We start from the raw sequence: 23,144 nt of genomic DNA on the forward strand, positions 1-23,144 counted from the left end.
GCACGGCCCTCGGGCAAGGCGTCGTGCAGCGCCTGCGCGGCGTCCTGCCCGGGCAGCAGCGGCAGGGCCGCGTCCTGCCAATGGTAGAGGCCGGTCTCGATGGTCTCGATGCGGGGCATTTCGCCGGGGCCGCTCAGCGTCACCGCAAGGCAGGCGCCGCGCCCCTCGTGGCGGAAGCCGTCGCGCTCGGGCGTGCCGGAATAGCGGGTACGGGGGCCGAGCGCCATCTGCCCGTGCCAGTCACCGAGCGCGAGGTAGTCGAGCCGGGCGCTTTCGGCGCGGTCGGGCGGAATCACCTCGGAGGCCCGCGCATCCTCTTCGTCGAAGCTGCGCACGGCGCCATGGGCGAGGCCGATGCGCAGCGCCCCGTCGGGTGTCTCGGCGGCGGGCATCCAGTCGGTCAGGTCGTAGCCGGGGAACTTGCGCGGCAGCGGCGCGGGCAGCAGCCAGGCGCCGGGGGCCATCTCGACCGGTTCGGGTGTGTCCAGCAGGCGCAGGTTGGCGGGCGCGCGGGTGGTGACCTCGGCCCAGAGCGCCTCGGCCCCGAGGCTGTCGTGGTTGCCGGGCAGCACCCACCAGGTGAGGTCGTCCTCGGCGCCGAAGGCATTGAGCGCCTGCACCAGCACCCGCGGACTCGGGGTGGGCGTGTCGAAGAGATCTCCGGCAATCAGCACATGCGCCGCGCCCGCCGCACGGGCGGCGCCGGCAAGACGGGGGATCGCGCCGTGGCGCGCCTCGGCGAGATGCGGACGGATCTCCTCGGGCATGGCGGCGAAGCGCCGGCCCAGGTGAAGGTCGGAGGCGTGGATGAAGCGGAAGTCTGCCATGATGTCCCCTTTGCGCAAGTGATTGCGCATCTGCGAGGCGACCGCAACGCGTAGAGGGTGGAATTTCGCGGCTTCCTGTTGAGGTTGTGAAGTCCGACCGAATTTGTCGGATTGACAAACCCGATCTATTTGCTCAGTTTTGGCGGCAAGCAAGCCACCTCGTGCCGGTTTCGATCGGCAGCCCCGGGGGAGCCGACAGACGAGGGCACTTGGAGAGAGGGAGCCGTTGTGAAGCACGAGATCGGGTATTCGACCGCGGCATCGGCGCGCGCCACGCGGGCTGACCTTCTGACCATGGTCTTCGGGGCGTTCTGGCCCGCGGAAGGGGCGCTCGAAGCGCTGCTCGACCGCGTGGAAATGTCGCGCGACGTGCCGCAGGCGCGTTCCGCACGAGGAGTGAGATGATGATGATCGACCGGTTCAAAGCCGACGCAGCGCAACCCGCAATCCCGCGCCATGACGCGCGCCTGCTGACCGACAGCGGCAATCTCGCCGAAATCGAACTGGACGGGCAGGTCTATACGCTCCGCATCACCAAGGCGGGCAAGCTGATCCTGACCAAGTAAGACGTCTTCGCTAGCCGCACCAAAAACAAAAAGCCAACGAGGGGACACACCTAGATGAAATTCCTGACCACATCCGCGCTCGCGCTGACCATCGCCGCACCGGCGCTGGCCGCCACCGACAAGGCCGCCGTGATCGAGACCTATGCGAACATCGCGCAGGCCGGATACGAAGACAGCCTGAGCACCGCCAAGGCGCTGCAGGACGCGGTGGCCGCGCTGATCGCCGCCCCCTCCGAGGACACGCTCGCCGCGGCCCGCGAGGCCTGGCTCGCCGCGCGCAACCCCTACCAGCAGACCGAGGTTTTCCGCTTCGGCAACCCAATCGTCGACGAGTGGGAAGGCAAGGTGAACGCCTGGCCGCTGGACGAGGGTCTGATCGACTACGTGGATGAAAGCTATGGTGGCGCCTCGGACGAGAACCCCTTCGCGGCCTCCAACGTGATTGCCAACCCGACGTTGGAACTGGCAGGTCAGGAAGTCGACGCCTCGCTGATCACCCCCGAACTGATCGCCGACACGCTGAACGAGGCCGACGGCATCGAGACCAACGTGGCGCGCGGCTACCATGCCATCGAGTTCCTGCTCTGGGGGCAGGACCTCAACGGCACCGAGCCGGGCGCGGGCGAGCGTCCCTATACCGATTACGTGGTCGGAGATGACTGCACGGGCGGCAACTGCGACCGCCGCGCGGCCTACCTGACCTCGGTCACCCAGCTGCTGGTCTCGGACCTCGAGGAAATGGCGGCGAACTGGGCCGAGGATGGCGCGGCGCGCGCTGAGGTCAGCGCCGATGCCGACGCGGGCATTGTGGCCATGCTGACCGGCATGGGCTCGCTGTCCTATGGCGAGCAGGCGGGCGAGCGCATGCGCCTCGGGCTGATGCTGAACGACCCCGAGGAAGAGCATGACTGCTTCTCGGACAACACCCACAACTCGCACTTCTACGACGGCAAGGGCGTCCAGAACGTCTATCTCGGCAGCTACACCCGCGTCGACGGCAGCACCGTCGAGGGCCCGTCGCTGAGCGACCTGGTGGCCGAGACCTCGCCGGAACTCGACGAGGAGATGAAGACCAAGCTCGACGCCACGATGAGCGCGCTCGGCGCGATCAAGACTGCCGCCGAGGAAGAGGATTTTGCCTACGACCAGATGCTCGAGGCGGGCAACGAGCGTGGCGAAGAGCTGATCATGGGCGGCGTCAACGGTCTCATCGACCAGACCCGTACCATCGAGCGGATCGTCACCACGCTGGCTCTCGAGGGCATCGAGTTCGAAGGTTCCGATAGCCTCGACAACCCCACCTCCGTCTTCCAGTAAGAAGGACCGGACAGATGATCGTCTGCCACTGCATGGGCATCTCGGATCGCGACATACATGCCGCGATCGACTGGATGCGGCAATCCGACCCGCAGACGATCATCACGCCCGGAAAAATATATCACGCCTTGGGTAAAGCCGCCGATTGCGGGGGTTGCATGCCGCTCTTCTTGCAAACCATGCGACGTAACGACAATCTGGAGGTTCCCATGCACCTCCGTGACCTGCGCGGTCGCGGAAAATCACAGGAAGGCGGATATGAAGGGCGACGAGAAAGTCATCGAGTACCTCAATAAGGCACTCCGTTCCGAACTCACCGCGGTCAGCCAGTACTGGCTGCACTACCGTCTGCAGGAAGACTGGGGCCTCGGCCACATGGCCAAGAAGAGCCGCGAGGAGAGCATCGAGGAGATGCACCACGCGGACAAGCTGATCACCCGGATCATCTTCCTCGGCGGTCACCCGAACCTGCAGAAGCTCGACCCGCTACGCATCGGCCAGACAGCCAAGGAGACGCTCGAGGCCGATCTCGCTGCCGAGGAAGAGGCCCGCGCGCTCTACAAGGAAGCCCGCGAGTACTGCAACTCCGCCGGCGACTACGTCACGATGAAACTCTTCGAGGAGTTGCTGATGGACGAGGAAGGGCATATCGACTTCCTCGAGACACAGTTGGACCTCTACGAAAAGCTCGGAGAAGAACGCTATGCGCTTCTCAATGCGTCCCCGATGGACGAAGCCGAGTAGCATCGCGCTTTGCGCCGCCCTCTGGGGCGGCGCTTCCCTTGCTGCCGAGGGCACCCCCTCTGACGGGACCGCGCCCGGGCTGCACGATCAGCATCTTCACATCCTTCCCCGCACCGAGGACGAGGCCAAGCGCGTCGCCGCGGTGACCGCCTGGACGCAGGATTTCTCGGCCCCCGAGCAGTTCGAGGATCTGCCCGCCGGGGCCGCCACTGTGCGCCCGCGCCGCAGCGCCGAGGCCTTCTCACAGCCCTCGGGCAACATGGAGTTCGACCGCGAGCTCGAGTTCAAGGTGGGCAACGGGCTCTTCCGCAAGCTCTGGGTGTCCTCGCCCTCGTCGACCCGCGCCTCTGACGGGCTGGGGCCGCTCTACAACGCCCGCGGCTGCCAGAACTGCCACCTCAAGGACGGGCGCGGCCATCCGCCCGACGGGCCGGACGACGGCGCCGTGTCGATCTTCCTGCGGGTCTCGGTGCCCGCCGATCCCGGGGCCGAGATGCCGCGGATCGCCGAGTGGATCGCCACCGAACCCGATCCGGTCTACGGCCAGCAAATCCAGGATTTCGCCACCGTCGGGCAGGGCGGCGAGGCCCGCTTCGAGGTGACCTACGCAGAGCGCCCGGTGCCGCTCTCGGGGGGGCGAGCGCGCCTCGCTGCGGGTGCCGCGCTATGCCGCTGCCGATCTCGCCTATGGCCCGCTCGGCGAGGGCGCCATGCTCAGCCCGCGCGTCGCGCCGCAGATGATCGGCCTTGGCCTGCTCGAGGCGATCCCGGCGCAGGACATCCTCGCGCTGGCCGACCCGGATGACGCGGATGGCGACGGCATCTCGGGCCGCGCCGCGATCGTCTGGTCGCTGGAGCACGATGCGCCCATGCTGGGCCGCTTCGGCCACAAGGCGGGCATGGCGACGATCCGTGAGCAATCCTCGGCGGCCTTTGCCAGCGACATCGGAATCTCGACGCCGCTGCATCCCGACAAATGGGGCGACTGCACCGCCGCCCAGACCGCCTGCCGCGAGGCGCCCGGAGGCGATGATCCCGAGCGCGGCGGCTTCGAGGCGGACATGGCAGCGCTCGATCTCGTCACCTTCTACAGCCGCAACCTCGGCGTTCCGGCGCGGCGCGGCGCGGACGATCCCCAGGTGCTGGAGGGCAAGCGCGTCTTCTACGAGACCGGCTGCCCGGCCTGCCACACCCCGAAATTCGTCACCCATCGGCTCGACGCTCAGCCCGAGCAGAGCTTCCAGCTGATCTGGCCCTATTCCGACATGCTGCTGCATGACATGGGCGAGGGGCTGGCGGACCACCGCCCAGAGGGCCGCGCCACAGGGCGCGAATGGCGCACCGCGCCGCTCTGGGGCATCGGCCTCACCCGGCGGGTGAGTGGCCACACCACCTTTTTGCACGACGGACGGGCCCGAAGCCTGCTGGAGGCGATCCTCTGGCATGGCGGCGAGGCCGAAACGCAGCGCGGCAAGGTGGTTTCCATGGTGCCGGCGGACCGCGCGGCGCTGATCCGGTATCTGGAGAGTTTGTGAATGAAGACCAGCCTGACCCTTTGCGCCATGCTTCTGGCGTCGCCCCTTGCCGCGCCCCTGTCTGCGCCAGCCCAGGCCGGCGTGCCCGAGGCCCTCGACGAGCACATCCTGCCCGCCTTCGCCGCCTTCGCGCAGGCCACCGAGACGCTGGCCGGCGCGGCCCAGGCCGAGTGCACCGCCGGTTCTTTGCAGGATGCCTGGATGCATGCCTTCGATCTGTGGAACGCGGTGGCCGACATCCACATCGGCCCTTCGGAGACCGGCGCGCTGCCGGTGGCCTTCTGGCCCGACAGCCGCGGCTTCACGCCCAAGACGCTGACCAAACTCATCGCGGGCGAGGAGGAGATCGGCCGCGACCCGATCGCCTATGGCGATGTCTCGATCGCCGCGCGCGGGCTCTACCCGTTGGAATACATGCTCTACGACCCGGCGTTCTCGGACTACGAGAAAGGCAGCTATTCCTGCACGCTGGTGCAGACCATGACCCGCGATCTCGCCCGGCAGGCGGCCAAGCTTGATGCCGGTTGGGAGGGCCAGTTCGCCGACGTGCTGCGCACCGCGGGGCAGGAGGGCAACGCCACTTACATGGGCGAGGACGAGGCGATCCGGGCGCTCTATACGCAGATCCTCACCGGGCTCGAATTCACCGCCGACACCCGGCTTGGCCGCCCCCTCGGCACCTTCGAGCGTCCGCGTCCGACCCGCGCCGAGGCCTGGCGATCGGGCCGCAGCCTGCGCAACGTGCTGCAGGACAGCAAGGGCGCCTACGACATGGCCGCCGCGCTGGCCGACTGGGACCTGCCGCAGAGCAAGGCGGCACTGGACCGGCTCTACGAGCTGGCCGAACGGGTCGAGGATCCGAGTTTCCAGACGGTTGACGATCCCTCCGAGCGGCTGCACGTCGAGATCCTCCAGCAGCAGGTGCGCGCCCTGAGCGATGCACTCGAGACAGAGATCGGCCTGCGGCTCGGCATCCAGCCCGGCTTCAATTCCGGCGACGGCGACTGAGAAGGACGAGGCCATGACCACCCGACGCAATTTCATCGCCAGCCTTCTGGCCGTTTCTGCCGCTCCCGCCACCGGCTGGGCGGCGGTGGGCGATCCCACCTATCTTGCCGCGGCGAAACAGGCCGACGGCAGCTTCGTGCTGGTCGGACTGCGCGAGGGTGGCGAGGAGGCCTTCCGCGTGCCGCTTCCGGCGCGCGGTCACGCCGCCTGCGCCCATCCCACCCGCGCCGAGGCCGTGGGTTTTGCCCGCCGCCCGGGCACCTATGCGCTGGTCATCGACTGCATCTCCGGCGAGGTGCTGCACGAGCTGAGCGCGCCCGAGGGGCACAGCTTCAACGGCCACGGTGCCTTTTCCGCCGACGGCACGGTGCTCTTCACTTCCGAGCAGGTGGCCGAGGGCAGCGCCGGGCGCGTCGGTATCTGGGACGTCGAGGCGGGCTACCAGCGTGTCTCGGATTTCCCGACCCATGGGCTGGGCCCGCACGAGCTGCGGCTGATGCCCGACGGGCAGAGCCTCGTCATCGCCAATGGCGGCATCCAGACCGACGCCTTCGACCGCAACGAGCTGAACCTCGACACGATGCAGCCGAACCTCGCCTACGTGGGCTTTGACGGCACCTTGCTGGAGAAGGTCGAACTGGAGCCCGAGCTGCACCAGAATTCGATCCGCCACCTCGCGCTGCGGCCCGACGGGCTGGTCGGTTTCTGCATGCAGTGGCAGGGCGAGGCGGGGGCGGCGACGCCGCTGCTTGGGCTGCACCGCCGCGGCGAGGCGCCGGTACTCTGCGAGGCGCCGCTTGAGGACGAGCTGGTGATGAAGGGCTACGCGGGCAGTGTCGCCTTTGCCGGCGAGGGGCGCGAGATCGCCATCACCTCGCCGCGGGGTGGGCGGATGCACCGCTTTTCGGAGACGGGCGCGTTTCTCGGGGCGGTGTCGCGCACGGATGTCTGTGGTCTGGCGACCCACGAGGGCGGCTACATGGCCAGCGACGGGCTCGGCGGGCTGATCCTCGTCAAGGGCGCGACGCCGAAGCCGCTGCGGCGGGCGGATGTGGCCTGGGACAATCACCTGGTGCGCATCGCCGGGTAAGCCCGCGCCCGGCGTTTCGCCTTGCGTCCGGGCGATCCTGCGCACCGGATGCAAAAAAAAGCGGGCCAGATGGGCCCGCTTTTCTCATCGGATCGGCACGTGCCTCAGGCCGCCGCTTCGGCCTTTGCGTTCGCCAGGTACTCCAGAAGGTTTTCCGGGCTCGACACGCCGTAGGGATCCTCGCCGTGGTTGTCGCACAGGCCGGGCTCCTCGAACCAAGCTTCGACCACGCCGTCGGTGATGATCGCCGCGTAGCGCCACGAGCGCATGCCGAAGCCGAGGTTATCCTTGTTCACCAGCATGCCGATGCGGCGGGTGAACTCGCCCGAGCCGTCGGGGATCACCTTGACAGCCTCGAGGTTCTGCGACTTCGCCCATTGGTTCATCACGAAGCTGTCGTTCACCGACATGCAGTAGATCTCGTCGATACCCTGCGCGCGGAAGGTCTCGGCGTTCTTCTCGAAGCCCGGCAGCTGGTAGGTCGAGCAGGTCGGGGTGAAGGCGCCCGGCAGCGAGAAGAGGATCACCCGCTTGCCCTTGAAGTAATCCGCCGTGGTCATGTCCTGCCAGCGGAAGGGGTTGGGTCCCTCAATCGACTCGTCGCGGACGCGGGTACGGAAGGTGACATTGGGAAGCGCGACGCCGGTTCTCATTCTGGTGTCCTTTCGGGAACGTGCAAAGTCGGGTCTCCTCCCTTGACGTGGGGATAGGAGGCCGGCGCGGCGGGCGCAAGCAGAAGGCTCACGCGGCGGTCGGTCCGGGCCCGATTGTGCATCGGACTGCCCGCCGATTGCGCTTTGCGAAGGATCGGCGTAGGGGAAGCGCCGATACGTGCTGTCCCGCTGGCGGGACCGAACCGGGGGCGGGGCTGGAACCTCTCGCGGAAGCGGTCTATCCTTCGGGGCAACCTGACCCACATCGCGGGGGAAACGCTTTGCGAGACCTGAAGATCCCGGCGCAGCGCCATCCGGAGAAGGCGCATCGTCCCGACAATGCCCAGCCCAAGAAACCGGACTGGATTCGCGTCAAGGCGCCCGGCGGCGCGGGCTACAACGAAACCCGCCGCATCATGCGCGAGAACAAGCTCGTGACCGTCTGCGAAGAGGCCGGCTGTCCCAACGTGGGCGAGTGCTGGAGCCAGGGGCACGCCACCATGATGATCATGGGCGACATCTGCACCCGCGGCTGCACCTTCTGCAACATCGCCACCGGCCGTCCCGACACGCTCGACGTTTTCGAGCCCGGCCGGGTTGCCGACTCGGTTGCCAAGCTGGGCCTCAAGCACGTCGTGATCACCTCGGTGGACCGCGACGACCTCGACGACGGCGGCGCCGAGCATTTCGCCCAGACCATCCGCGCGATCCGTCACCGCTCGCCCGGGACCACCATCGAGATCCTGACGCCGGACTTCCTCAAGTCCAAGCCCGGCGCGCTCGAGACCGTGGTCGCCGCGCGCCCCGACGTGTTCAATCACAACCTCGAAACGGTGCCCGGACTCTATCCCACCGTCCGCCCCGGCGCGCGCTACTTCCACTCGCTGCGGCTGCTGCAGCGGGTCAAGGAAATGGACCCGCATATCTTCACCAAGTCCGGCATCATGGTTGGCCTCGGCGAGGAGCGTCAGCAGGTCGTGCAGGTGATGGACGACATGCGCGCCGCCGACATCGACTTCCTGACCATCGGCCAGTACCTGCAGCCGACGCCGAAACACCACCGGGTCGATCGTTTCGTCACCCCCGACGAATTTGCGTCCTATGAGAAGGCGGCCTTCGGCAAGGGCTTCCTGATGGTCTCGGCCACGCCGCTGACCCGCTCGAGCTACCACGCCGGGGACGATTTCGCCCGGCTGCGCGCTGCCCGCGAGGCGAAGCTGGCCAACGGCTGAGCCGTCGCGCTGCGGTTTCGAAAGACGGGAGGGGCGGGGCCGAAAGGCCGCGCCCCTTTTCCTATTGCCGCATCTTTTGCCGCGCCTTGGGGCTTGCCGGATTTCACGCCGCGATGTCTCGGTTTGGCCGCTCCGCCGCGGGCCGCCAAGGCATGGTCATTTGCAAGCGGATGACGGCTACCTTTCGCAGATGAGATCTCTCACGATGGAGAGGTCGGTATATCTTTCGTAAAGCTCGATCATATAGCGCACGCTGGAAATTGGCGGCTGCTCTGCATGCGACAGCGGATTGCGCGAGAAATTCCCGTATACGGTCCCGGAGGCATCCACCACGACCAGTCCCGCGCCATCCTTGTTCCACGGGCTGTCCGGGCTGTATTTCGAGCCGAACGGGCCATGGATGTTCCAGAGGCTTTTCGACAGGTGCCGCGAGCCATAACTGCCACTCTCGTTGCAGATGGAGTCCGGCTCCTGCGGAGCGCAGGTCAGGCAGCCTGCGAAACTGGTTTGCGTGCCCGCGTCGAAAAGCAGGAGGTCGATGCCCTTCGCCTCTACGAAGGAGGCCGCAATCATGAACAGGAGCGGCAAAATCTTTAATATAGCCATGCAACAAAACCCGAAACATAGAAAACACAAACATACTTACGAGCGGAGAATTGCGCGCGCCTTGCCGGGCTGTCCATGATAAATTTGGATGGCCGCATGATCATATATGCGGTGACGCAATTATGTGACGCCTTCTTCGTTTATATGTGGCAGATTTATATGTGGCGATCTCTTCTGAATATAATCGACGCTGATACTTTTTGGGTTGGGCGAGGCTATAAAAAAAATCTTTGCCGTGAGTTTCGTTAATTGATGTATATCAGCCATATCTTTTTCCGCCAATGCGTGCTGCCGAAATAGGCCACGCCGCGGATGCGGGGCGGACACCCGCTCCGCCGCCCTGCGCAAGGGCTTTGCACTTTGGCGCTGCGCGACCTAGGATCTCGGGGTCACGCGGGTAAGGGGTGGGCAATGCTGATCCGGGTCGGAGATGATCGCAGCGGGGTCATCGATCTCTTTCTTGCCGGGCTGCTGTCGTCCGTCTCGGGGGCGTTGAATGCCGTCGGCTTCCTGATTGCTGGGTCTTTCACCGCCAACATGACCGGCAATATCTCGGCCTTTGCCGATCACCTCGCAAGCGGCGCGGTCCTGCTGGCGCTGTCCTTCCTCGGACTGGTGGCGGCCTTCATCAGCGGCGCGACCCTGGCGGCGCTCGCCATCCAGAAGGGCGAGGCGCGGGGGCGGCGGGGAATCTACGCGCAAGCCATCGCGGCCGAAGGGCTCCTTGTCCTTGCCCTGGGCGCTGTGCTGCTGCTGTGGCCCGCCACGCCGCAGGCGCTTTTGGTCATCGTGCTGAGCTTCGTCATGGGGCTGCAGAACGCGGTGACAACGATGATCTCGCGCTCAAGGGTGCGCACGACGCATGTTTCGGGCATGGCGACCGATATTGGCATCGGGCTGGCGGTGCTCTTCACCAATATCGGCGCGCGCCGCGATACGCTCACGAAACTGCGGCTGCACAGCCTGACGCTGGCCTGCTTCGCCGGCGGCGGCGTGCTGGGCGCGGTGCTCTTCGGCAGCATCGGTCCCTCGCTCTTCGCCATCTGCGCCGCGGTGCTCCTGCTGATCTCGGTGCCCGAGGTGCTGCGCGCCCGCCGTGCTCAGGGTTGAAACGCAGGTGCCTGACTTGAGGTTGTATACGAATGTATTCAGTTAATTATCTGATATAGAAGGATTAATTTCTTTACTTTGCTAGGGTGGCCGCTAGGGTCGCCGCAGCACCCCGGAGCCAGAGCAATGCCGCCGATCAAAGACCACCCGTTGCGCTACGAGCTTGCCAACGAGCTTCACGCCCGTCCGTTCCCCTCGCTCGAGGTGCCCTGCCGGGCTGTCTACCTCGCCGTCAAGCGCCCCCATGACGCCGCCTCGCGCGACCGCGACGAGGATCTGGCGCATCTGATCGAGCTGCTCGACCGCCACGGCGCGCAGCACCCGAAGCCCGACGCGCGGCACTACGCCGGGCGGATCGGCAAGGCGGAGATCAAGTGGGAACTGCACACCGAGTTCGTTACCTATACCGCCTTCCTGCCGGGGCTCGGCGACGTGCCCTTCGATCCGCGCGACTTCGGTGTCTTCCCCGAGGACTGGCTGCAAGCGATGCCCGGCGTGCGGATGACTTCGGCGATGATCCGCATTGTCGAGCGCCCGGCCGATCCCGCCCGGATCAAGTCCGACCTCGCCAATTGGTTCGTCACCGACAGCGTCGCGGTGAGCTCGATGCTCGACGATGCGCTGGTGGCTGCGGGGGATTTCCACATTGACCCGGCGGGGCACCAGCGCTTTGCCGTCTTCGCCAGCGAGGGCACCGGCGCGCAGCGGGTGGGGCGCGTGGTGCAGCGCATCTGCGAGATCGAGGTCTACAAGACCATGGCCATGCTCGGCTTCACCCGGGTCAGCGCGATCCGCACCGACCTGACCCGCATCGACGAGAACCTGACGCGGCTCTCGACCGAGATGACCAGGGGCGACACTCCCGAGGAAGACGTGCTGAAGGCGCTGCTCGGGGTCTCGGCGGAGCTCGAGACGGTGCAGGCGCAGAGCGCTTTCCGCCTCTCGGCCACCGCCGCTTACGAGGCGTTGGTCAACCAGCGCATCTCGGTGCTCCGCGAAGAGCGCTTCGAGGGGCGGCAGACCTTCCGCGAGTTCATGGCACGGCGTTTCGATCCGGCCATGCGCACAGTCAAGAGCAGCGAGAAGCGTCTGGCCGAGATGTCGGCGCGGGCGATGCGGGCGGGCGAGTTGCTGCGCACCAGCGTCGAGGTCAAGCGCTCGGCGCAGAACCAGGAGATCCTCGCGAGCCTCGACCGTCGCGCCGATCAGCAATTGCAGTTGCAGACCACGGTCGAGGGGCTCTCGGTGGTGGCGATCTCCTATTATGCGGTCTCGCTGGTGGGCTATCTGCTCTACCCGGTGTCCGAGGCGGTGGGGGTGTCGAAGGGCACGCTCACCGCGCTCGCCGTGGTGCCCGTGGCGCTGCTGGTGTGGTTCGGCATCCGGCGGATCCGCCACTCGGTGCACTAGCGGCGAAAGCGGCTTTTCCCGTGAGAGGTTGGCACTTGCCCGCGCTTTGGTCTAAAGCGCAGGCAAGAGCGACCCGGAGAGCATCATGCGCGCCAATATCTTCTGCATCAAATGGGGCACCGCCTTTGGCCCGGAATACGTCAACCGGCTCTATTCCGGCGTGCGCCGCCACATGGACCGCCCGGTGCGCTTCTTCTGCATGACCGAGCACGCCGAGGGGCTGCACCCCGACATCGAGATCATCGACCTGCCGGTCGAACCCTTCGCCGAGCCCATGGCCGCAGCGCTTGCGGTGGCCAACCGTCAGGGCGCCATGCGCAAGGTCTCGCTGTTCCGCCCCGGGCTGGTTCCCGACCTCGAGGGGCCGGTGCTGGGCTTCGATCTCGATGTCGTGATCACAGGGCCTCTGAAAGAAATCCACGACCTCGCGCCGGGCACCATCGCCATGCGCCACGACTGGACCGAGAAGCGCAAGGGGCGGCCCACCGGCCACGGCTCGGTGTTCCGCTTCGATCCCGCGCAGCATGGTTTCCTCTACGAGGACCTTGCGGCCGATGCCTATGCCGAGGTCGAGAAGGCCCGCGGGTCGGAACAGCGCTACACCTCTCACAAGGCAATGGATCGAGGAGTTTTCACATATATTCCCGATCCTTGGGTCGTGTCCTTCAAGTATGACTGCAACCCGTTCCCGGGCAATTGGCTGCATGCGCCGCGGCTCCCCGAGGACGCGCGGGTGGTCTGCTTCCACGGCCATCCGAAGATGTCCGAGGCGCTGGAGGGCTACAATGGCAGCTTCATCCGCCACTCCAAGCCCTGCGATTGGCTGCGCGAGCACTGGATCGACCGGGCGCAAGCGGATCTCGGCGCAGACTGGGCGTGAGGGCGTTCCGGGTCTAAACGAACAGCGAAATTAACCGTTATGCTTGCCGAGCAAGCCGCCCGCGCGGTATGAGCGGCGTCAACATTGGGAACTTGAAAGAGAGGCAGAGCAATGCGTCGCGTTGTGGTTACCGGGCTGGGGCTTGTCACGCCGCTGGCGGACGGGGTCGAGAAAAGCTGGGAACGTATTCTGGACGGGCAGTCGGGCGCCGGGCCGATCAAGGGCTTCGACACCGAGGGACTTACCACCACCTACGCCTGCGAAGTGCCGCTGGGCGACGGCTCTGACGGCACCTTCAATCCCGACACCTACATGGAGCCGAAAGAGCAGCGCAAGGTCGATACCTTCATCCTGTTCGGCATGGCCGCCGCGCAGCAGGCCGTCGAGGATTCCGGCTGGCTGCCGACCGAGAAGGAAGATCAGGAACGCACCGGCGTGCTGATCGGCTCGGGCATCGGCGGGCTCAACTCCATCGCCAACACCGCCGTCATGATGCAGGAAAAGGGCCCGCGCCGCGTGTCGCCCTTCTTCGTGCCGGGCGCGCTGATCAACCTGATCTCGGGTCAGGTCTCGATAAAATACGGCTTCCGCGGCCCGAACCACTCGGTGGTCACCGCCTGCTCGACCGGCGCACATGCCATCGGCGACGCGATGCGCCTGATCAAGTACGGCGATGCGGACGTGATGGTCGCGGGCGGCGCCGAGGCGGCGATCTGCAAGATCGGCATCGCCGGCTTCAACGCCTGCAAGGCGCTGTCGACCAAGCGCGCCGACGATCCGACCAAGGCCAGCCGCCCCTATGACGCCGACCGTGACGGCTTCGTCATGGGTGAAGGCGCGGGCATCGTGGTTCTGGAAGAATACGAGCACGCCAAGGCGCGCGGCGCGAAGATCTACGCCGAGGTGATCGGCTACGGCCTGTCGGGCGACGCCTACCACATCACCGCGCCGTCGGAAGACGGCGACGGCGCCCTGCGTTCGATGGGCGCGGCGCTGAAGTCGGCCGGCCTTGAGCCGAGCCAGATCGATTACATCAACGCGCATGGCACCTCGACCATGGCCGACACCATCGAGCTTGGCGCGGTCGAGAAGCTGCTCGGTGATCACGCTGGCAACGTGACCATGTCCTCGACCAAGTCGGCGACCGGCCACCTGCTCGGCGCCGCCGGCGCCATCGAGGCGATCTTCTCGATCCTCGCGATTCGCGACCAGGTCGCGCCGCCGACGATCAACCTCGACAACCCGGCGGTGGAAACGCCGATCGACCTCGCGCCCAATGCCAAGCGCGCGCGCAAGATCGACTACGCGCTCTCCAACAGCTTCGGCTTCGGCGGCACCAATGCGAGCGTGATCTTCGGGAAGGTCAGCTGAGATGTGGCGCAACATCGCCTCCAACGCGATGACCTTTCTCGTCGTGCTCGTCTTCCTCGCCGGAGGTTTCCTGCTCTGGGCGCAGAACGAGTACAGCGCCGAAGGGCCCCTGACGCAGCCCATCTGCCTGCAGGTGCAGCGCGGCTCGAACTTCGGCCGGGTCTCGCGGGATCTTGCAGAGCAGGGGGCGGTCAGCTCGGACATGCTGTTCCGGCTCGGCGCGGATTACACCGACAAGACCGGCGCGCTGAAGGCGGGCTCCTACCTGGTGCCCGAGCATGCCTCGATGTCGGACATCACCGAGATCGTCACCAAGGGCGGGGCCTCGACCTGCGGCACCGAGGTGGTCTACCGCATCGGTGTGAACACCGCGCAGGTGCAGGTGCGCGAGCTTGATCCCGAGACCGGGCGCTACGTCGAGCGGATCGAGTTCGATCCCGCCAGCGCGGAGCCGCGCCCCGAGGGCTACGACGCGATCAAGTCCGAGGTCGGCACGCGCTTCCGCGTGGCGCTGGCCGAGGGTGTGACCAGCTGGAAGGTGATCGAGGAGCTGGGCCAGATCGACATCCTCGAGGGCGAGGCCGGTGACCGGCCCGCCGAGGGCTCGCTGGCACCCGACAGCTACGAGATCACCCCCGGCGACACCCGCGCCGATCTCATCGCCCGGATGAGTCAGGCGCAGGAGGCGATCCTCGCGCAGGCCTGGGCCAACCGTGCCGAAGGCGTGCCCTATGACAGCCCCGAAGAGGCGCTGGTCATGGCCTCCATCGTCGAGAAGGAAACCGGCGTCGCCGAAGAGCGTCCGCTGGTGGCCTCGGTCTTCGTCAACCGTCTGGAGCGCGGTATGCGCCTGCAGACGGACCCGACGGTGATCTACGGGCTGACCAACGGCGAGGGCGTGCTGGGCCGCGGACTGCGTCAGTCCGAGTTGCGCAAGGAGACGCCCTACAACACCTACGTCATCGACGGGCTGCCGCCGACCCCGATCGCCAACCCGGGCCGCGCCAGCATCGAGGCGGCTCTGAACCCGGCGCAGTCGGAGTATCTCTACTTCGTGGCGGATGGATCGGGTGGCCACGCCTTCGCGGCGACGCTCGACGAGCACAACCGCAACGTCGCCAACTGGCGCAAGATCGAGGCGGAGAAGGCCCAGGGCAACTGACGGTCCTTCGCCAGAGACAGAAAAGGCCGGGCGTGATGCCCGGCCTTTTTCAGTTTGGAGTATTCTCGCGGCAGTCAGGGCGGCGAGGTGCCTTCAGCCCTTCAAGATCCGCGCCAGCGCGCAGAACTGCTCGAGCGAGACCTGCTCGGCGCGCTCGGTGGGCTCGATGCCTGCGGCCAGCAGCTTCTCCTCGATGTCCGGCGCCAGCCCCTTGAGCGCGGCGCGCAGCATCTTGCGGCGCTGGTTGAAGGCGGTGGCGACCACGCGCTCCAGCGTCTTGGCATCGGCGGGGTAGCGGGGCTCGGGCAGGGCCTTGAGATGCACCACGGCCGAGGAGACCTTGGGCGGCGGGGTGAAGGCCGAGGGCGGCAGGCTGATCACGATGCGCGCCTCGCAGCGCCATTGCGCCAGCAGGGCGAGCCGCCCGTAGGCCTTGGAGCCCGGCTGCGCCACGATGCGCTCGGCGACCTCGCGCTGGAACATCAGTGTCAGCGTCGACCAGAAGGGCGGCCAGTCGGTCGGGGTCAGCCAGCGCACCAGGAGCTCGGTGCCGACGTTGTAAGGCAGGTTGGCGCAGATCGCGATCGGCGGGGTCAGCTTCTCAAGCGGGTCGACCTGCAGCGCGTCGCCGTTGATCACCTCGAGCCGGCCCTCGTAATGCCGCGCGATCTCGTCGAGCGCCGGCAGGCAGCGCGCGTCCTTCTCGACCGCCAGCACCCGGCGCGCGCCCTCGGCGAGCAGCCCTCGGGTCAGGCCGCCCGGGCCGGGGCCGACCTCGAGCACATCCATGCCCGTAAGATCCCCCGCCGCCCGCGCGATCTTGGCGGTCAGGTTGAGGTCGAGCAGGAAGTTCTGGCCCAGCGACTTCTTGGCGCTGAGCTGATGCGTCGCGATCACCTCGCGCAGCGGAGGAAGGCCGTCGATCCCGCTCATGCTGTCATCTTTCCTTGAATACTTCGGGGTAGGCCCCAGGGCGAGGGGCAGAGCCCCTCTATACCCTTACCCCCGTGCCGCGCCAGCCGAAAGCTCGGCGGCCAAGCGCAGCGCCGCCAGCGTCGAGGAGGGGTTGGCGAGGCCCTTGCCCGCGATGTCGAAGGCGGTGCCATGGTCGGGCGAGGTCCGCACGAAGGGCAGGCCGAGGGTGACGTTGACGCCCTCGTCGAAGCCCAGCGTCTTGACCGGGATCAGCGCCTGGTCGTGATACATGCAGACCGCGACGTCGTAGCGGGCGCGGGCGGCGGCGTGGAACATCGTGTCGGCCGGGAGCGGTCCCATGAGGTCCATGCCCTCGGTGCGCAGACGTTCCAGCAGGGGCGCGATCACCTCGATCTCCTGCCGTCCCATGCGTCCGCCTTCGCCGGCGTGCGGATTGAGCCCTGCGACGGCGATGCGCGGCCTGGCGATGCCGAAGCTCGACATGGCGTCATGGGTGATCCTGAGGCGTGCCTCGAGCAGCTCCTCGGTCAGTGCCTGCGGCACATCCTCGAGGGCGATATGGATGGTGGCGGGCACGACCTTCAGCTCGGGGCAGGCGAGCATCATCACCACCTCGGGCACGCCGCCGAGATGGGCAAGGAACTCGGTGTGACCGGGGAAGGCAAAGCCGCAACCCTCGGCCAGCGCCTGCTTGGAGATCGGCAGGGTGCAGAGCGCCGCGGCCTCGCCGGAGAGGCAGAGATGCACGCCGCGCTCGATGGCGGCGACGACGCCCGTCGCCTGCGCCGCCTGCGGTACGCCGGGCACGCGGGGGGCCGGGCATCTCCTGCCGCAGCACCGGCAGGCCGCGGGTCGCAGCCTCGAGCGCCTCGGCGGGGCGCTCGATCATCACGTGCGGGACGGTGCCCGGCAGGTGCCGGGGCTCGCCGATCCAGAAGAAGGGCAGCGTGGCGCCAAGCTCGGACCAGCAGGCCTCGGCCAGCTCCGGCCCGATGCCGGAGGGCTCACCACAGGACAGGGCGATGGGCTGGGCGATCGGCAGGGCTGGAGCCGCGCTCATTTCTCCACGATATGCGCGTTGGAGCGCAGCTGCGACAGGTAGGCCTCGGACATCTGGTTGAGGCGCTGGTTGCGCAGCCCGATGGTCACCTGCTGGCGGTCGGCATCGGCGGTCACCGCCGGGGTGCGGTTGCACAGCATGAGCACCATCAGCGTCTGGCCGTTCGAGCGGGTGAGCGCGGTCGAAATCTCGCCCGGATCGAGCTTCGAGAGCTCGTAGGCCACGTCGGTCGGCAGCTCGGAGGGGGGGCAGGGACTGGCGCTGCAGCACTTCGGCGGGCTGGCCCTTGGCAATGGCGTAGAGATCGTCGCAGCGGTCGACCTTGCTGGCCAGCACGCGGGCCTTGGCCAGCGTCTCGGGGGTGCGGCCACCGGCCATGTAGTAGGTGGCATAATCGACCGAGGCGATCTCGGGCGCGGCGTAGCCCGACTCCTCGAGCTGGCGCATCTGGAAGAGCGCCACGGCGCCCTGGATCGGGATCGGCGCGGTGACTTCGCCCGGCGAGAGGCCGATCACCAGCGGCCGCAATACCGGCGGCAGCGCCGAAAGATCCTGCCAGGGCAGGCGGCCACCCTCGCCGCGGGTGGCGGTGGCGGAATATTCGCGCGCGGCGGCGGAGAACTCGGCGGTCGAACGGTAACGCGAGATGCGCTCGGCGAGGTTCTGCACCTGCGCCTCGGTGCCCGGACGGATCGGGATGATGATCTCCGAGAGCAGCACGCGCACGTTGGAGCCGGTACCGCTGCCGGAGAGGGCGCGGTCGACCTCTTCGTCGCTGACGGTGGCACGGGCCTGGAAGCGCGCCTGAACCAGTTGGCGCCAGGCGAGGCCGGCCGTCACGAAATCGCGGAAGGTCTGCTCGTCGACGCCGTTCTGGCTCAGCACGCCGACGAATTGCTCGAGGCTCAGGTTGCCGCGCTGCGCGAACTCGGCCATGCCGTCGGTGACTTCCGCGTCCGACGGATTGATGCCCGCGTCCTTCGCGGCCTGCAGCCGCAGGCGGTCGTCCACCAGCTGCTCGCGGGCGAGCTTGACCGGATCGGAGCCGGAGTTCAGCACCTCGATCATCCGCGCGCGCTGCTGGATCTCGTAGTTGGTGATCACCATCTCGTCGACAAGGATCGCGGGCGAGAAGAGCCCCTGCGCGGGCAGTGCCGCGGGGGCGAGCGCCAGGCCTGCGGCACAGATGACGGCGCGGAGGAAACGGGAGGGGATCACTTGCATGTGCGTCGATACTCCTTGGCGCTTTCCGAGGTGCCGAAGCCAGTCAGCGCCACGGAGAGGCCGTAATCGGTGGACGGTTCCAGGTTGGTCGAGGACGCGTATTTGCGCGTCACCGAGAAGTCGACCTGGACGCATTCATTGCGGTATTGCAGGCCCATGCCCGCGCGGTCAAGCCGTTGATCGGCAAGGTCGTAGCGCCATTCCGCCGAGCTGGTCCAATTGGTGGCGAAACGGTAGCTGCCTTCGAGCGACCATTCGGACTGTGTCTCGTCGCGTTCTTCGGCGGCGTCCTGCACCAGGAAGAGGTAGGAGGCACCGAGATCGATCCAGTCGTTGGACCAGTCGACGCGCGCCTCGGCCTTGTTCAGATCGCTGATCCCGGCGAGCAGCCCGCGCGCCGAGATGGTGAGCCCGGAATCATTGCTGAAGCCGGCAGCGACGAGCCAGTCCGACATCCGGCTGTCGAGGCCGGAGGACTGGCTGAAGTCCTCGTCCACCTCGTCCTGCCAGACCCGGCCAAGGGTCATCCCGGCGCGCCAGCCATCGGGTGCCTCGTGCAGCCAGCGCAGGCCGGCGGCAAGGGTCTGCCCGTGCTCGCGGCGGTCGGCGGCGGGGAAGCGCGAGAGCGCCAGCAGGTTCGCCTCGTCGAACTCGACCCGGGTGCTCTCGTCGGCGACGATATTGACCCGCGTGCCGCCCACCAGCCCGTATTGCATCACCGGCTCGAGCAGCGTGTGCCCGCCGCCCGCGTCGTGCCGGACCAGCGGCCAGCGCAGCTCGAGCGCGGTGCCGCCCATGACACGCGACACGTCGCTGTCCGAACTGCTGTCCTGCCGGTAGGCGTAGCGATCGAACCAGAGCTCGGAGGTCAGCCCGAAGCGCAGCCCGCCGTCCAGCGTCCAGCGCCGGCGCCAGCTCGCCTCGGCGGTGACCCGGGCCACGTCGCGCCCGTCGATGTCGTCCGAGGAGGTGCGGTAGTGCCCGTGCACCTCGGTGCCGAGCCGCAGCTCGCCGCCGAGCCGGCCACCGGGGAAGAAGCGCTTCTCGTAGGTGCCGTCGAGGATCCACGACGGCAGCAGCGCGTCCTTTTCCGAGGCGCGCAGCGATTGGTAATGGGCCACCCCGAGCCGCAGCAGGTCGTCCGAGCGCGCCCGCGACAGTTCGATCGTGCTGTCGAGACGGTCGAGGTCGTCGTAGTCGTAATCGTTGAGATAGGCCTCGTCGCTGACCATCTTGAGGTCGAAGTCGAGCTGGAACTCGTTGCGCAGCCCGAAATTCCCCTCGGCGAAGAGGTAGCCACGGGTCTCGTCCGTGGTCAGCGTGTCACGGGTCAGCGCGCCGTTGAGCTCGACGTCGCCATTGACGAAGGCGCGGCGGTAGCGCGCCTCGAGCGTCTTGGTGACCGAGGAGATATAGGGCGTGAGCGTGACGTCCTGATGATCGCCGATCGGGATGAAGTAGGGGATCTTCACGCCGAAGCCGAGCAGGGTTGTCGTGCGGTACGACGGGATCAGGAAGCCGCGGGTCCGCTCGAGCGAGGGGTCGGGCAGGCGCAGGCTCGGCACCCAGAGGATCGGCACGTCGAGCACCCGCAGCTGCGCGCCCTCGAAGTAGATCTGCTGCGCCTCCTGGTCATGCACCACACGGTCGGCGCGGATCGACCAGAGCGGCACCTCGTTCTCGCCGCAGACCTGGCAGGAACTGACCGCGACGCGGCTGAGCTGGGTGAAGCGGCCCTCGGCCCGGCGCGCCTCGACGGCGGCGAGCTGGAGCTGTTCTTCCATGACCATGCGCGCGCCGGTGAGGATGCCGTTGCGCAGGCCCTCCTCCAGCTCGGCGCTCTCGGCCAGCAGCAGGTTGCCGGAGGCGTCGGTGATCCGCACCGGCCCCTCGATCTGCAGGGTTCCTGCCTTCTGGTCGTAAACGATCCGGCTCGCCGCGAGCCGCGTGCCATCCTGCAGCGCCTCGACATTGCCCTGTGCGATCAGGCGGTTGCCATCTTCGACAAAGACCTCGTCGGCAACGAGGATCGCCGGGCCCTGGTCTTGTGCCGGGGTGGTCGTGGTGCTCGTCTGGGCGCGCAGCGGCAGGGGCAGCGCGGCGGTGAGCGGCAAGCTCAGGGCCAGCGCAGCCGCGAGCAGTCGGGTCTGGGGGGTCATCCTTCCTCCATCTGGAGCACCAGCCCGAGGGCCAGCAGAAGCGCGGCGACGGGCGGCACCCACGCGGCGAGCATCGGGTTGAGCTGGCCATTCTCGCCGAGGATCTGCGCGAAGTTCCGGACGTAGTAAAGCCCGAAGCCGAGCATCACCGCAGCCAGCACCGACAGGCCGGTGTTGGCCAGCCGCGCCGGCCGCATGGTGAAGCCCGCGGCGACGAGCACCATGGCCACGAGGAAGATCGGCTGGGCCAGCTCGGATTGCAGCCAGACGATGTGGCGGCGCGCCGAGAAGCCGGCCTCCTCGAGCCCACGGATGAAGGCGGGAAGCTCCCAGATCGGGATCGCCGAGGGCTGGCCGAAGCGGTCGCGGATGCCGTCCTGCGTCAGGTTCGAGGGCAGACGCATCTCTTCGAAGGTCTGGGCGGATTGCTCGGGGTTGCCGTCATTGCCGAGAGGCCAGACCTTGGCCTTGCTCAGCACCCAGTCACCGGCCTCGAGCTCGGCGCGCTCGGCGATGATCCGCTGCTCGGGGCCGCCGCCGGGGGCGTAGCTGACGAAACTCACGTCGAAGAGCGTGGTGGCATCGGGGTTGGTGCGGCTGGCGCGGATGACGGTCTGCGCGCCGTCGGTGCCCTGCCGCAGCCAGAGGCCCTCGGCACCGATCGACAGCACCGAGCCGCCATCGCTGTCCCATTCCTGCTCGAGGTCCGCGGCGCGCTTCGAGGTGGCGGCGACGATCGGATTGAGCATGCCCACCGCCAGCCCGGCGATCACCAGAGCCACGCCCACCGGCCCCATCAGCGCGGCAAGACCCGAGCGGCCCGCGGCGCGGCTGACCACCAGCTCGGAACTGCGCGCCAGCGAAATGCACATCGAGATGGCGGCAAGGATCGTCACCAGCGGCAGGATCGAATAGGTGCCGCCAGGCAGGTTCAGCAGGGTCATGTGGACGACCTGCCCGAAGCTCACCTTCTCGCCGAACTTGCGCAGCTGCTCGACCAGATCGACGAGGAAGAAGAACAGCGCGAAGATCAGCGCGATGGCGAGGAAGAACCGCAGGAAGCGCCGGGCGAAGTAGAAATGCAGGATCATGCCGCGGCTCCGGGAGCGGGGGATTTGCGCGCGGCCCGGCCCGGGCGACGCATGCGCGAGGCTTGCCAGAGCATGGCGCCGGTGATCGCGAAGCCGGTGAGGCTGGGCAGGTAGATCAGCGGCCAGAGCGCGCCATTGGCCCGCACCGGGGTCGAGACCGAGCTTTCGATGATCTTGATCAGCACCAGCAGGAAGATCGCGCCGATGATCTGCCGGGTGACCCCGAAGCGCGAGAAGCTGCCGGTCATCAGCGCGGCGTAGCCGATCAGCGCGGCGACGACGCAGAGCAGCGGCTGCTCGAAGCGCATATGCGCCTCCTCGAGCACCTCGCCGACCGAGTCGTTGACCTCGATGGCCACGGCCTCGGTGTCGGTCAGCAGCTCGAGCGTATCGATCTGCCGGGCGCGACGGCCGGGGCGGCGGTCGGGGGTGATCAGGCTCGAGATATCGTAGGTCAGATCCTCAAAGGTCGTGGTCGACAGCGCCTTGTCCGAGCGGCGCAGGGTCTGGGCGGTGCCCTCGACCATCGTCAGCATCGTCGTGTCGGACTCGCTGCGCACGATATAGGCGGTGCGGGCGGTGTAGATCACCTCGCGGTCCTTCAGGCGGCGGTCCGACAGGAAGACGTCGCGCAGTTCGCCCTCGGGCGAGATCTCGCGGATGTAGAAGGTCACGCCCTTGGCCGGGTGCAGGAAGGTGCCCTCGTGCAGCAGCCGGGCCGAGACCGAGCCCGAGATCTCCGCCTCGCGCTCGCGCAGCTGGCCATAGGAGAGAGGCACCAGAACATGCGCCAGCACCGCCATCATCGCGCCGATGATCAGCCCGAAGACCAGCACAGGCCGGGCCAGACGCCATGGCGAATAGCCGGTGGCCTGCACCACGGTCAGCTCCGAATCGTTGCTCGAGCGGTTGATCACGTAGACCGAGGCGGCAAAGGCCGCGATGGGCAGCACGATGGCGATCACCGCGGGCAGGCTCAGCAGGGTGAATTCGATGAAGATGCGGCCGGAATGGCCGTCGGCGATCAGGTCGCCGAACAGGTTCACCGCGCGGTTCACCCAGTAGACCATCACCAGCACCAGCGAGAAAAACCCGAACAGGACCATGAGCTGCGACAGCATGTATCTGTCGAATCTCTGCACTTCACTTCCCCCGGTTTTCCG

General features: G+C 67.3%; 20 protein-coding genes and 3 pseudogenes. 14 read left to right on the top strand and 9 right to left on the bottom strand.

Going from position 1 to position 23,144, the window contains the following annotated elements:
- Positions 1–827: metallophosphoesterase family protein (locus CLG85_RS21565; protein ID WP_260349994.1), on the bottom strand; the 827-nt coding region annotated here is incomplete at its 3' end.
- 228 nt (positions 828–1,055) lie between these two features.
- On the opposite strand from CLG85_RS21565, the gene CLG85_RS21570 reads away from it, so the two are divergent.
- From CLG85_RS21570 to CLG85_RS21605, 8 genes and pseudogenes are all read left to right on the top strand, one after another.
- The gene (locus CLG85_RS21570; protein WP_176476701.1) at positions 1,056–1,232 is read left to right on the top strand and encodes a hypothetical protein; all 177 of its coding nucleotides are present in this window, start codon (positions 1,056–1,058) and stop codon (positions 1,230–1,232) included.
- Positions 1,232–1,393 carry a hemin uptake protein HemP gene (gene hemP, locus CLG85_RS21575; protein ID WP_095883912.1) on the top strand — a complete coding sequence of 54 codons (162 nt, stop codon included), beginning with the start codon at positions 1,232–1,234 and terminating at the stop codon, positions 1,391–1,393. The genes CLG85_RS21570 and hemP overlap by 1 nt, the downstream gene beginning before the upstream one ends.
- Before the next feature lie 54 nt (positions 1,394–1,447).
- Positions 1,448–2,710, top strand: coding sequence for an imelysin family protein (locus CLG85_RS21580; protein WP_095883913.1), 1,263 nt, complete (start codon positions 1,448–1,450; stop codon positions 2,708–2,710).
- A 14-nt stretch (positions 2,711–2,724) separates the two neighbouring features.
- Entirely contained in the window at positions 2,725–3,006 is a 282-nt protein-coding gene (locus tag CLG85_RS21585) for a (2Fe-2S)-binding protein (protein WP_095883914.1), read from the top strand.
- Positions 2,969–3,454, top strand: coding sequence for a bacterioferritin (bfr, locus tag CLG85_RS21590; protein WP_095883915.1), 486 nt, complete (start codon positions 2,969–2,971; stop codon positions 3,452–3,454). The genes CLG85_RS21585 and bfr overlap by 38 nt, the downstream gene beginning before the upstream one ends.
- Positions 3,426–4,989 (top strand): annotated as a pseudogene (locus CLG85_RS21595) (di-heme oxidoreductase family protein). The gene bfr and the pseudogene CLG85_RS21595 overlap by 29 nt, the downstream one beginning before the upstream one ends.
- The gene (locus tag CLG85_RS21600) at positions 4,990–5,997 is read left to right on the top strand and encodes an imelysin family protein (protein WP_095883917.1); all 1,008 of its coding nucleotides are present in this window, start codon (positions 4,990–4,992) and stop codon (positions 5,995–5,997) included.
- A gap of 13 nt (positions 5,998–6,010) precedes the next feature.
- The gene (locus CLG85_RS21605) at positions 6,011–7,087 is read left to right on the top strand and encodes a DUF1513 domain-containing protein (RefSeq protein ID WP_095883918.1); all 1,077 of its coding nucleotides are present in this window, start codon (positions 6,011–6,013) and stop codon (positions 7,085–7,087) included.
- A gap of 104 nt (positions 7,088–7,191) precedes the next feature.
- Here the strand turns inward: CLG85_RS21605 and CLG85_RS21610 are convergent, their stop codons facing one another.
- A complete protein-coding gene (locus CLG85_RS21610; RefSeq protein ID WP_095883919.1) occupies positions 7,192–7,740 on the bottom strand; it encodes a peroxiredoxin in 549 nt (182 codons plus the stop codon).
- Between the two features lie 281 nt (positions 7,741–8,021).
- Here CLG85_RS21610 and lipA point away from each other — a divergent pair, with 281 nt between their 5' ends.
- Positions 8,022–8,972: a lipoyl synthase gene (gene lipA / locus CLG85_RS21615; RefSeq protein WP_095883920.1), complete on the top strand. Its 951-nt coding sequence runs from the start codon at positions 8,022–8,024 to the stop codon at positions 8,970–8,972.
- Positions 8,973–9,149: 177 nt separating this feature from the next.
- On the opposite strand, the gene CLG85_RS21620 is transcribed toward lipA, so the two are convergent.
- Positions 9,150–9,578 (bottom strand): hypothetical protein, encoded by a 429-nt coding sequence (locus CLG85_RS21620; protein WP_141244702.1) that lies wholly within the window; start codon positions 9,576–9,578, stop codon positions 9,150–9,152.
- 411 nt (positions 9,579–9,989) lie between these two features.
- Between CLG85_RS21620 and CLG85_RS21625 the strand changes: the two genes are divergently transcribed.
- From CLG85_RS21625 to mltG, 5 genes are all read left to right on the top strand, one after another.
- Entirely contained in the window at positions 9,990–10,688 is a 699-nt protein-coding gene (locus tag CLG85_RS21625; protein WP_095883922.1) for a YoaK family protein, read from the top strand.
- Between the two features lie 126 nt (positions 10,689–10,814).
- Positions 10,815–12,098, top strand: coding sequence for a DUF3422 family protein (locus CLG85_RS21630; RefSeq protein ID WP_095883923.1), 1,284 nt, complete (start codon positions 10,815–10,817; stop codon positions 12,096–12,098).
- Between the two features lie 85 nt (positions 12,099–12,183).
- Positions 12,184–12,978, top strand: a complete 795-nt coding sequence (locus CLG85_RS21635) for a glycosyl transferase (protein WP_095883924.1) — start codon at positions 12,184–12,186, stop codon at positions 12,976–12,978.
- 111 nt (positions 12,979–13,089) lie between these two features.
- Positions 13,090–14,349 carry a beta-ketoacyl-ACP synthase II gene (fabF, locus tag CLG85_RS21640; RefSeq protein WP_095883925.1) on the top strand — a complete coding sequence of 420 codons (1,260 nt, stop codon included), beginning with the start codon at positions 13,090–13,092 and terminating at the stop codon, positions 14,347–14,349.
- A 1-nt stretch (position 14,350) separates the two neighbouring features.
- Positions 14,351–15,511: an endolytic transglycosylase MltG gene (mltG, locus tag CLG85_RS21645; protein ID WP_095883926.1), complete on the top strand. Its 1,161-nt coding sequence runs from the start codon at positions 14,351–14,353 to the stop codon at positions 15,509–15,511.
- A gap of 93 nt (positions 15,512–15,604) precedes the next feature.
- Here the strand turns inward: mltG and rsmA are convergent, their stop codons facing one another.
- The 6 genes and pseudogenes from rsmA to lptF all read right to left on the bottom strand — a co-directional run bounded on the left by rsmA (position 15,605) and on the right by lptF (position 23,102).
- On the bottom strand, positions 15,605–16,444 hold the full coding sequence (gene rsmA, locus CLG85_RS21650) for a 16S rRNA (adenine(1518)-N(6)/adenine(1519)-N(6))-dimethyltransferase RsmA (RefSeq protein ID WP_260349995.1): 840 nt from the start codon (positions 16,442–16,444) through the stop codon (positions 15,605–15,607).
- A 66-nt stretch (positions 16,445–16,510) separates the two neighbouring features.
- A pseudogene (gene pdxA / locus CLG85_RS21655) lies at positions 16,511–17,507 on the bottom strand (4-hydroxythreonine-4-phosphate dehydrogenase PdxA).
- A gap of 507 nt (positions 17,508–18,014) precedes the next feature.
- A pseudogene (locus CLG85_RS27515) lies at positions 18,015–18,731 on the bottom strand (SurA N-terminal domain-containing protein); the annotation flags it as partial.
- Complete coding sequence (locus tag CLG85_RS21665) at positions 18,722–20,890, bottom strand: LPS-assembly protein LptD (RefSeq protein ID WP_095883909.1); 2,169 nt, start codon at positions 20,888–20,890, stop codon at positions 18,722–18,724. The pseudogene CLG85_RS27515 and the gene CLG85_RS21665, both read right to left, overlap by 10 nt.
- Positions 20,887–21,981, bottom strand: a complete 1,095-nt coding sequence (gene lptG, locus CLG85_RS21670) for an LPS export ABC transporter permease LptG (RefSeq protein WP_095883910.1) — start codon at positions 21,979–21,981, stop codon at positions 20,887–20,889. Before lptG ends, CLG85_RS21665 begins: the two co-directional genes overlap by 4 nt.
- Positions 21,978–23,102: an LPS export ABC transporter permease LptF gene (lptF, locus tag CLG85_RS21675; protein ID WP_095883911.1), complete on the bottom strand. Its 1,125-nt coding sequence runs from the start codon at positions 23,100–23,102 to the stop codon at positions 21,978–21,980. The genes lptG and lptF overlap by 4 nt, the downstream gene beginning before the upstream one ends.
- Positions 23,103–23,144: the final 42 nt, after the last annotated feature.

It is taken from the genome of Alloyangia mangrovi, assembly GCF_002300555.2.
GTDB lineage: Bacteria > Pseudomonadota > Alphaproteobacteria > Rhodobacterales > Rhodobacteraceae > Salipiger > Salipiger mangrovi.

What these genes read in the sequence shown, in the direction of transcription:
- CLG85_RS21580 (WP_095883913.1), top strand. Translation starts at nt 1,448, where the DNA reads ATGAAATTCCTGACCACATCCGCGCTCGCGCTGACCATCGCCGCACCG.
- CLG85_RS21665 (WP_095883909.1), bottom strand. Translation starts at nt 20,890, where the DNA reads ATGACCCCCCAGACCCGACTGCTCGCGGCTGCGCTGGCCCTGAGCTTG.
- CLG85_RS21630 (WP_095883923.1), top strand. Translation starts at nt 10,815, where the DNA reads ATGCCGCCGATCAAAGACCACCCGTTGCGCTACGAGCTTGCCAACGAG.
- fabF (WP_095883925.1), top strand. Translation starts at nt 13,090, where the DNA reads ATGCGTCGCGTTGTGGTTACCGGGCTGGGGCTTGTCACGCCGCTGGCG.
- hemP (WP_095883912.1), top strand. Translation starts at nt 1,232, where the DNA reads ATGATGATCGACCGGTTCAAAGCCGACGCAGCGCAACCCGCAATCCCG.
- CLG85_RS21635 (WP_095883924.1), top strand. Translation starts at nt 12,184, where the DNA reads ATGCGCGCCAATATCTTCTGCATCAAATGGGGCACCGCCTTTGGCCCG.
- lptF (WP_095883911.1), bottom strand. Translation starts at nt 23,102, where the DNA reads ATGCTGTCGCAGCTCATGGTCCTGTTCGGGTTTTTCTCGCTGGTGCTG.
- rsmA (WP_260349995.1), bottom strand. Translation starts at nt 16,444, where the DNA reads ATGAGCGGGATCGACGGCCTTCCTCCGCTGCGCGAGGTGATCGCGACG.
- CLG85_RS21605 (WP_095883918.1), top strand. Translation starts at nt 6,011, where the DNA reads ATGACCACCCGACGCAATTTCATCGCCAGCCTTCTGGCCGTTTCTGCC.
- CLG85_RS21610 (WP_095883919.1), bottom strand. Translation starts at nt 7,740, where the DNA reads ATGAGAACCGGCGTCGCGCTTCCCAATGTCACCTTCCGTACCCGCGTC.
- bfr (WP_095883915.1), top strand. Translation starts at nt 2,969, where the DNA reads ATGAAGGGCGACGAGAAAGTCATCGAGTACCTCAATAAGGCACTCCGT.
- CLG85_RS21585 (WP_095883914.1), top strand. Translation starts at nt 2,725, where the DNA reads ATGATCGTCTGCCACTGCATGGGCATCTCGGATCGCGACATACATGCC.
- mltG (WP_095883926.1), top strand. Translation starts at nt 14,351, where the DNA reads ATGTGGCGCAACATCGCCTCCAACGCGATGACCTTTCTCGTCGTGCTC.
- CLG85_RS21625 (WP_095883922.1), top strand. Translation starts at nt 9,990, where the DNA reads ATGCTGATCCGGGTCGGAGATGATCGCAGCGGGGTCATCGATCTCTTT.
- lptG (WP_095883910.1), bottom strand. Translation starts at nt 21,981, where the DNA reads ATGATCCTGCATTTCTACTTCGCCCGGCGCTTCCTGCGGTTCTTCCTC.
- CLG85_RS21600 (WP_095883917.1), top strand. Translation starts at nt 4,990, where the DNA reads ATGAAGACCAGCCTGACCCTTTGCGCCATGCTTCTGGCGTCGCCCCTT.
- CLG85_RS21620 (WP_141244702.1), bottom strand. Translation starts at nt 9,578, where the DNA reads ATGGCTATATTAAAGATTTTGCCGCTCCTGTTCATGATTGCGGCCTCC.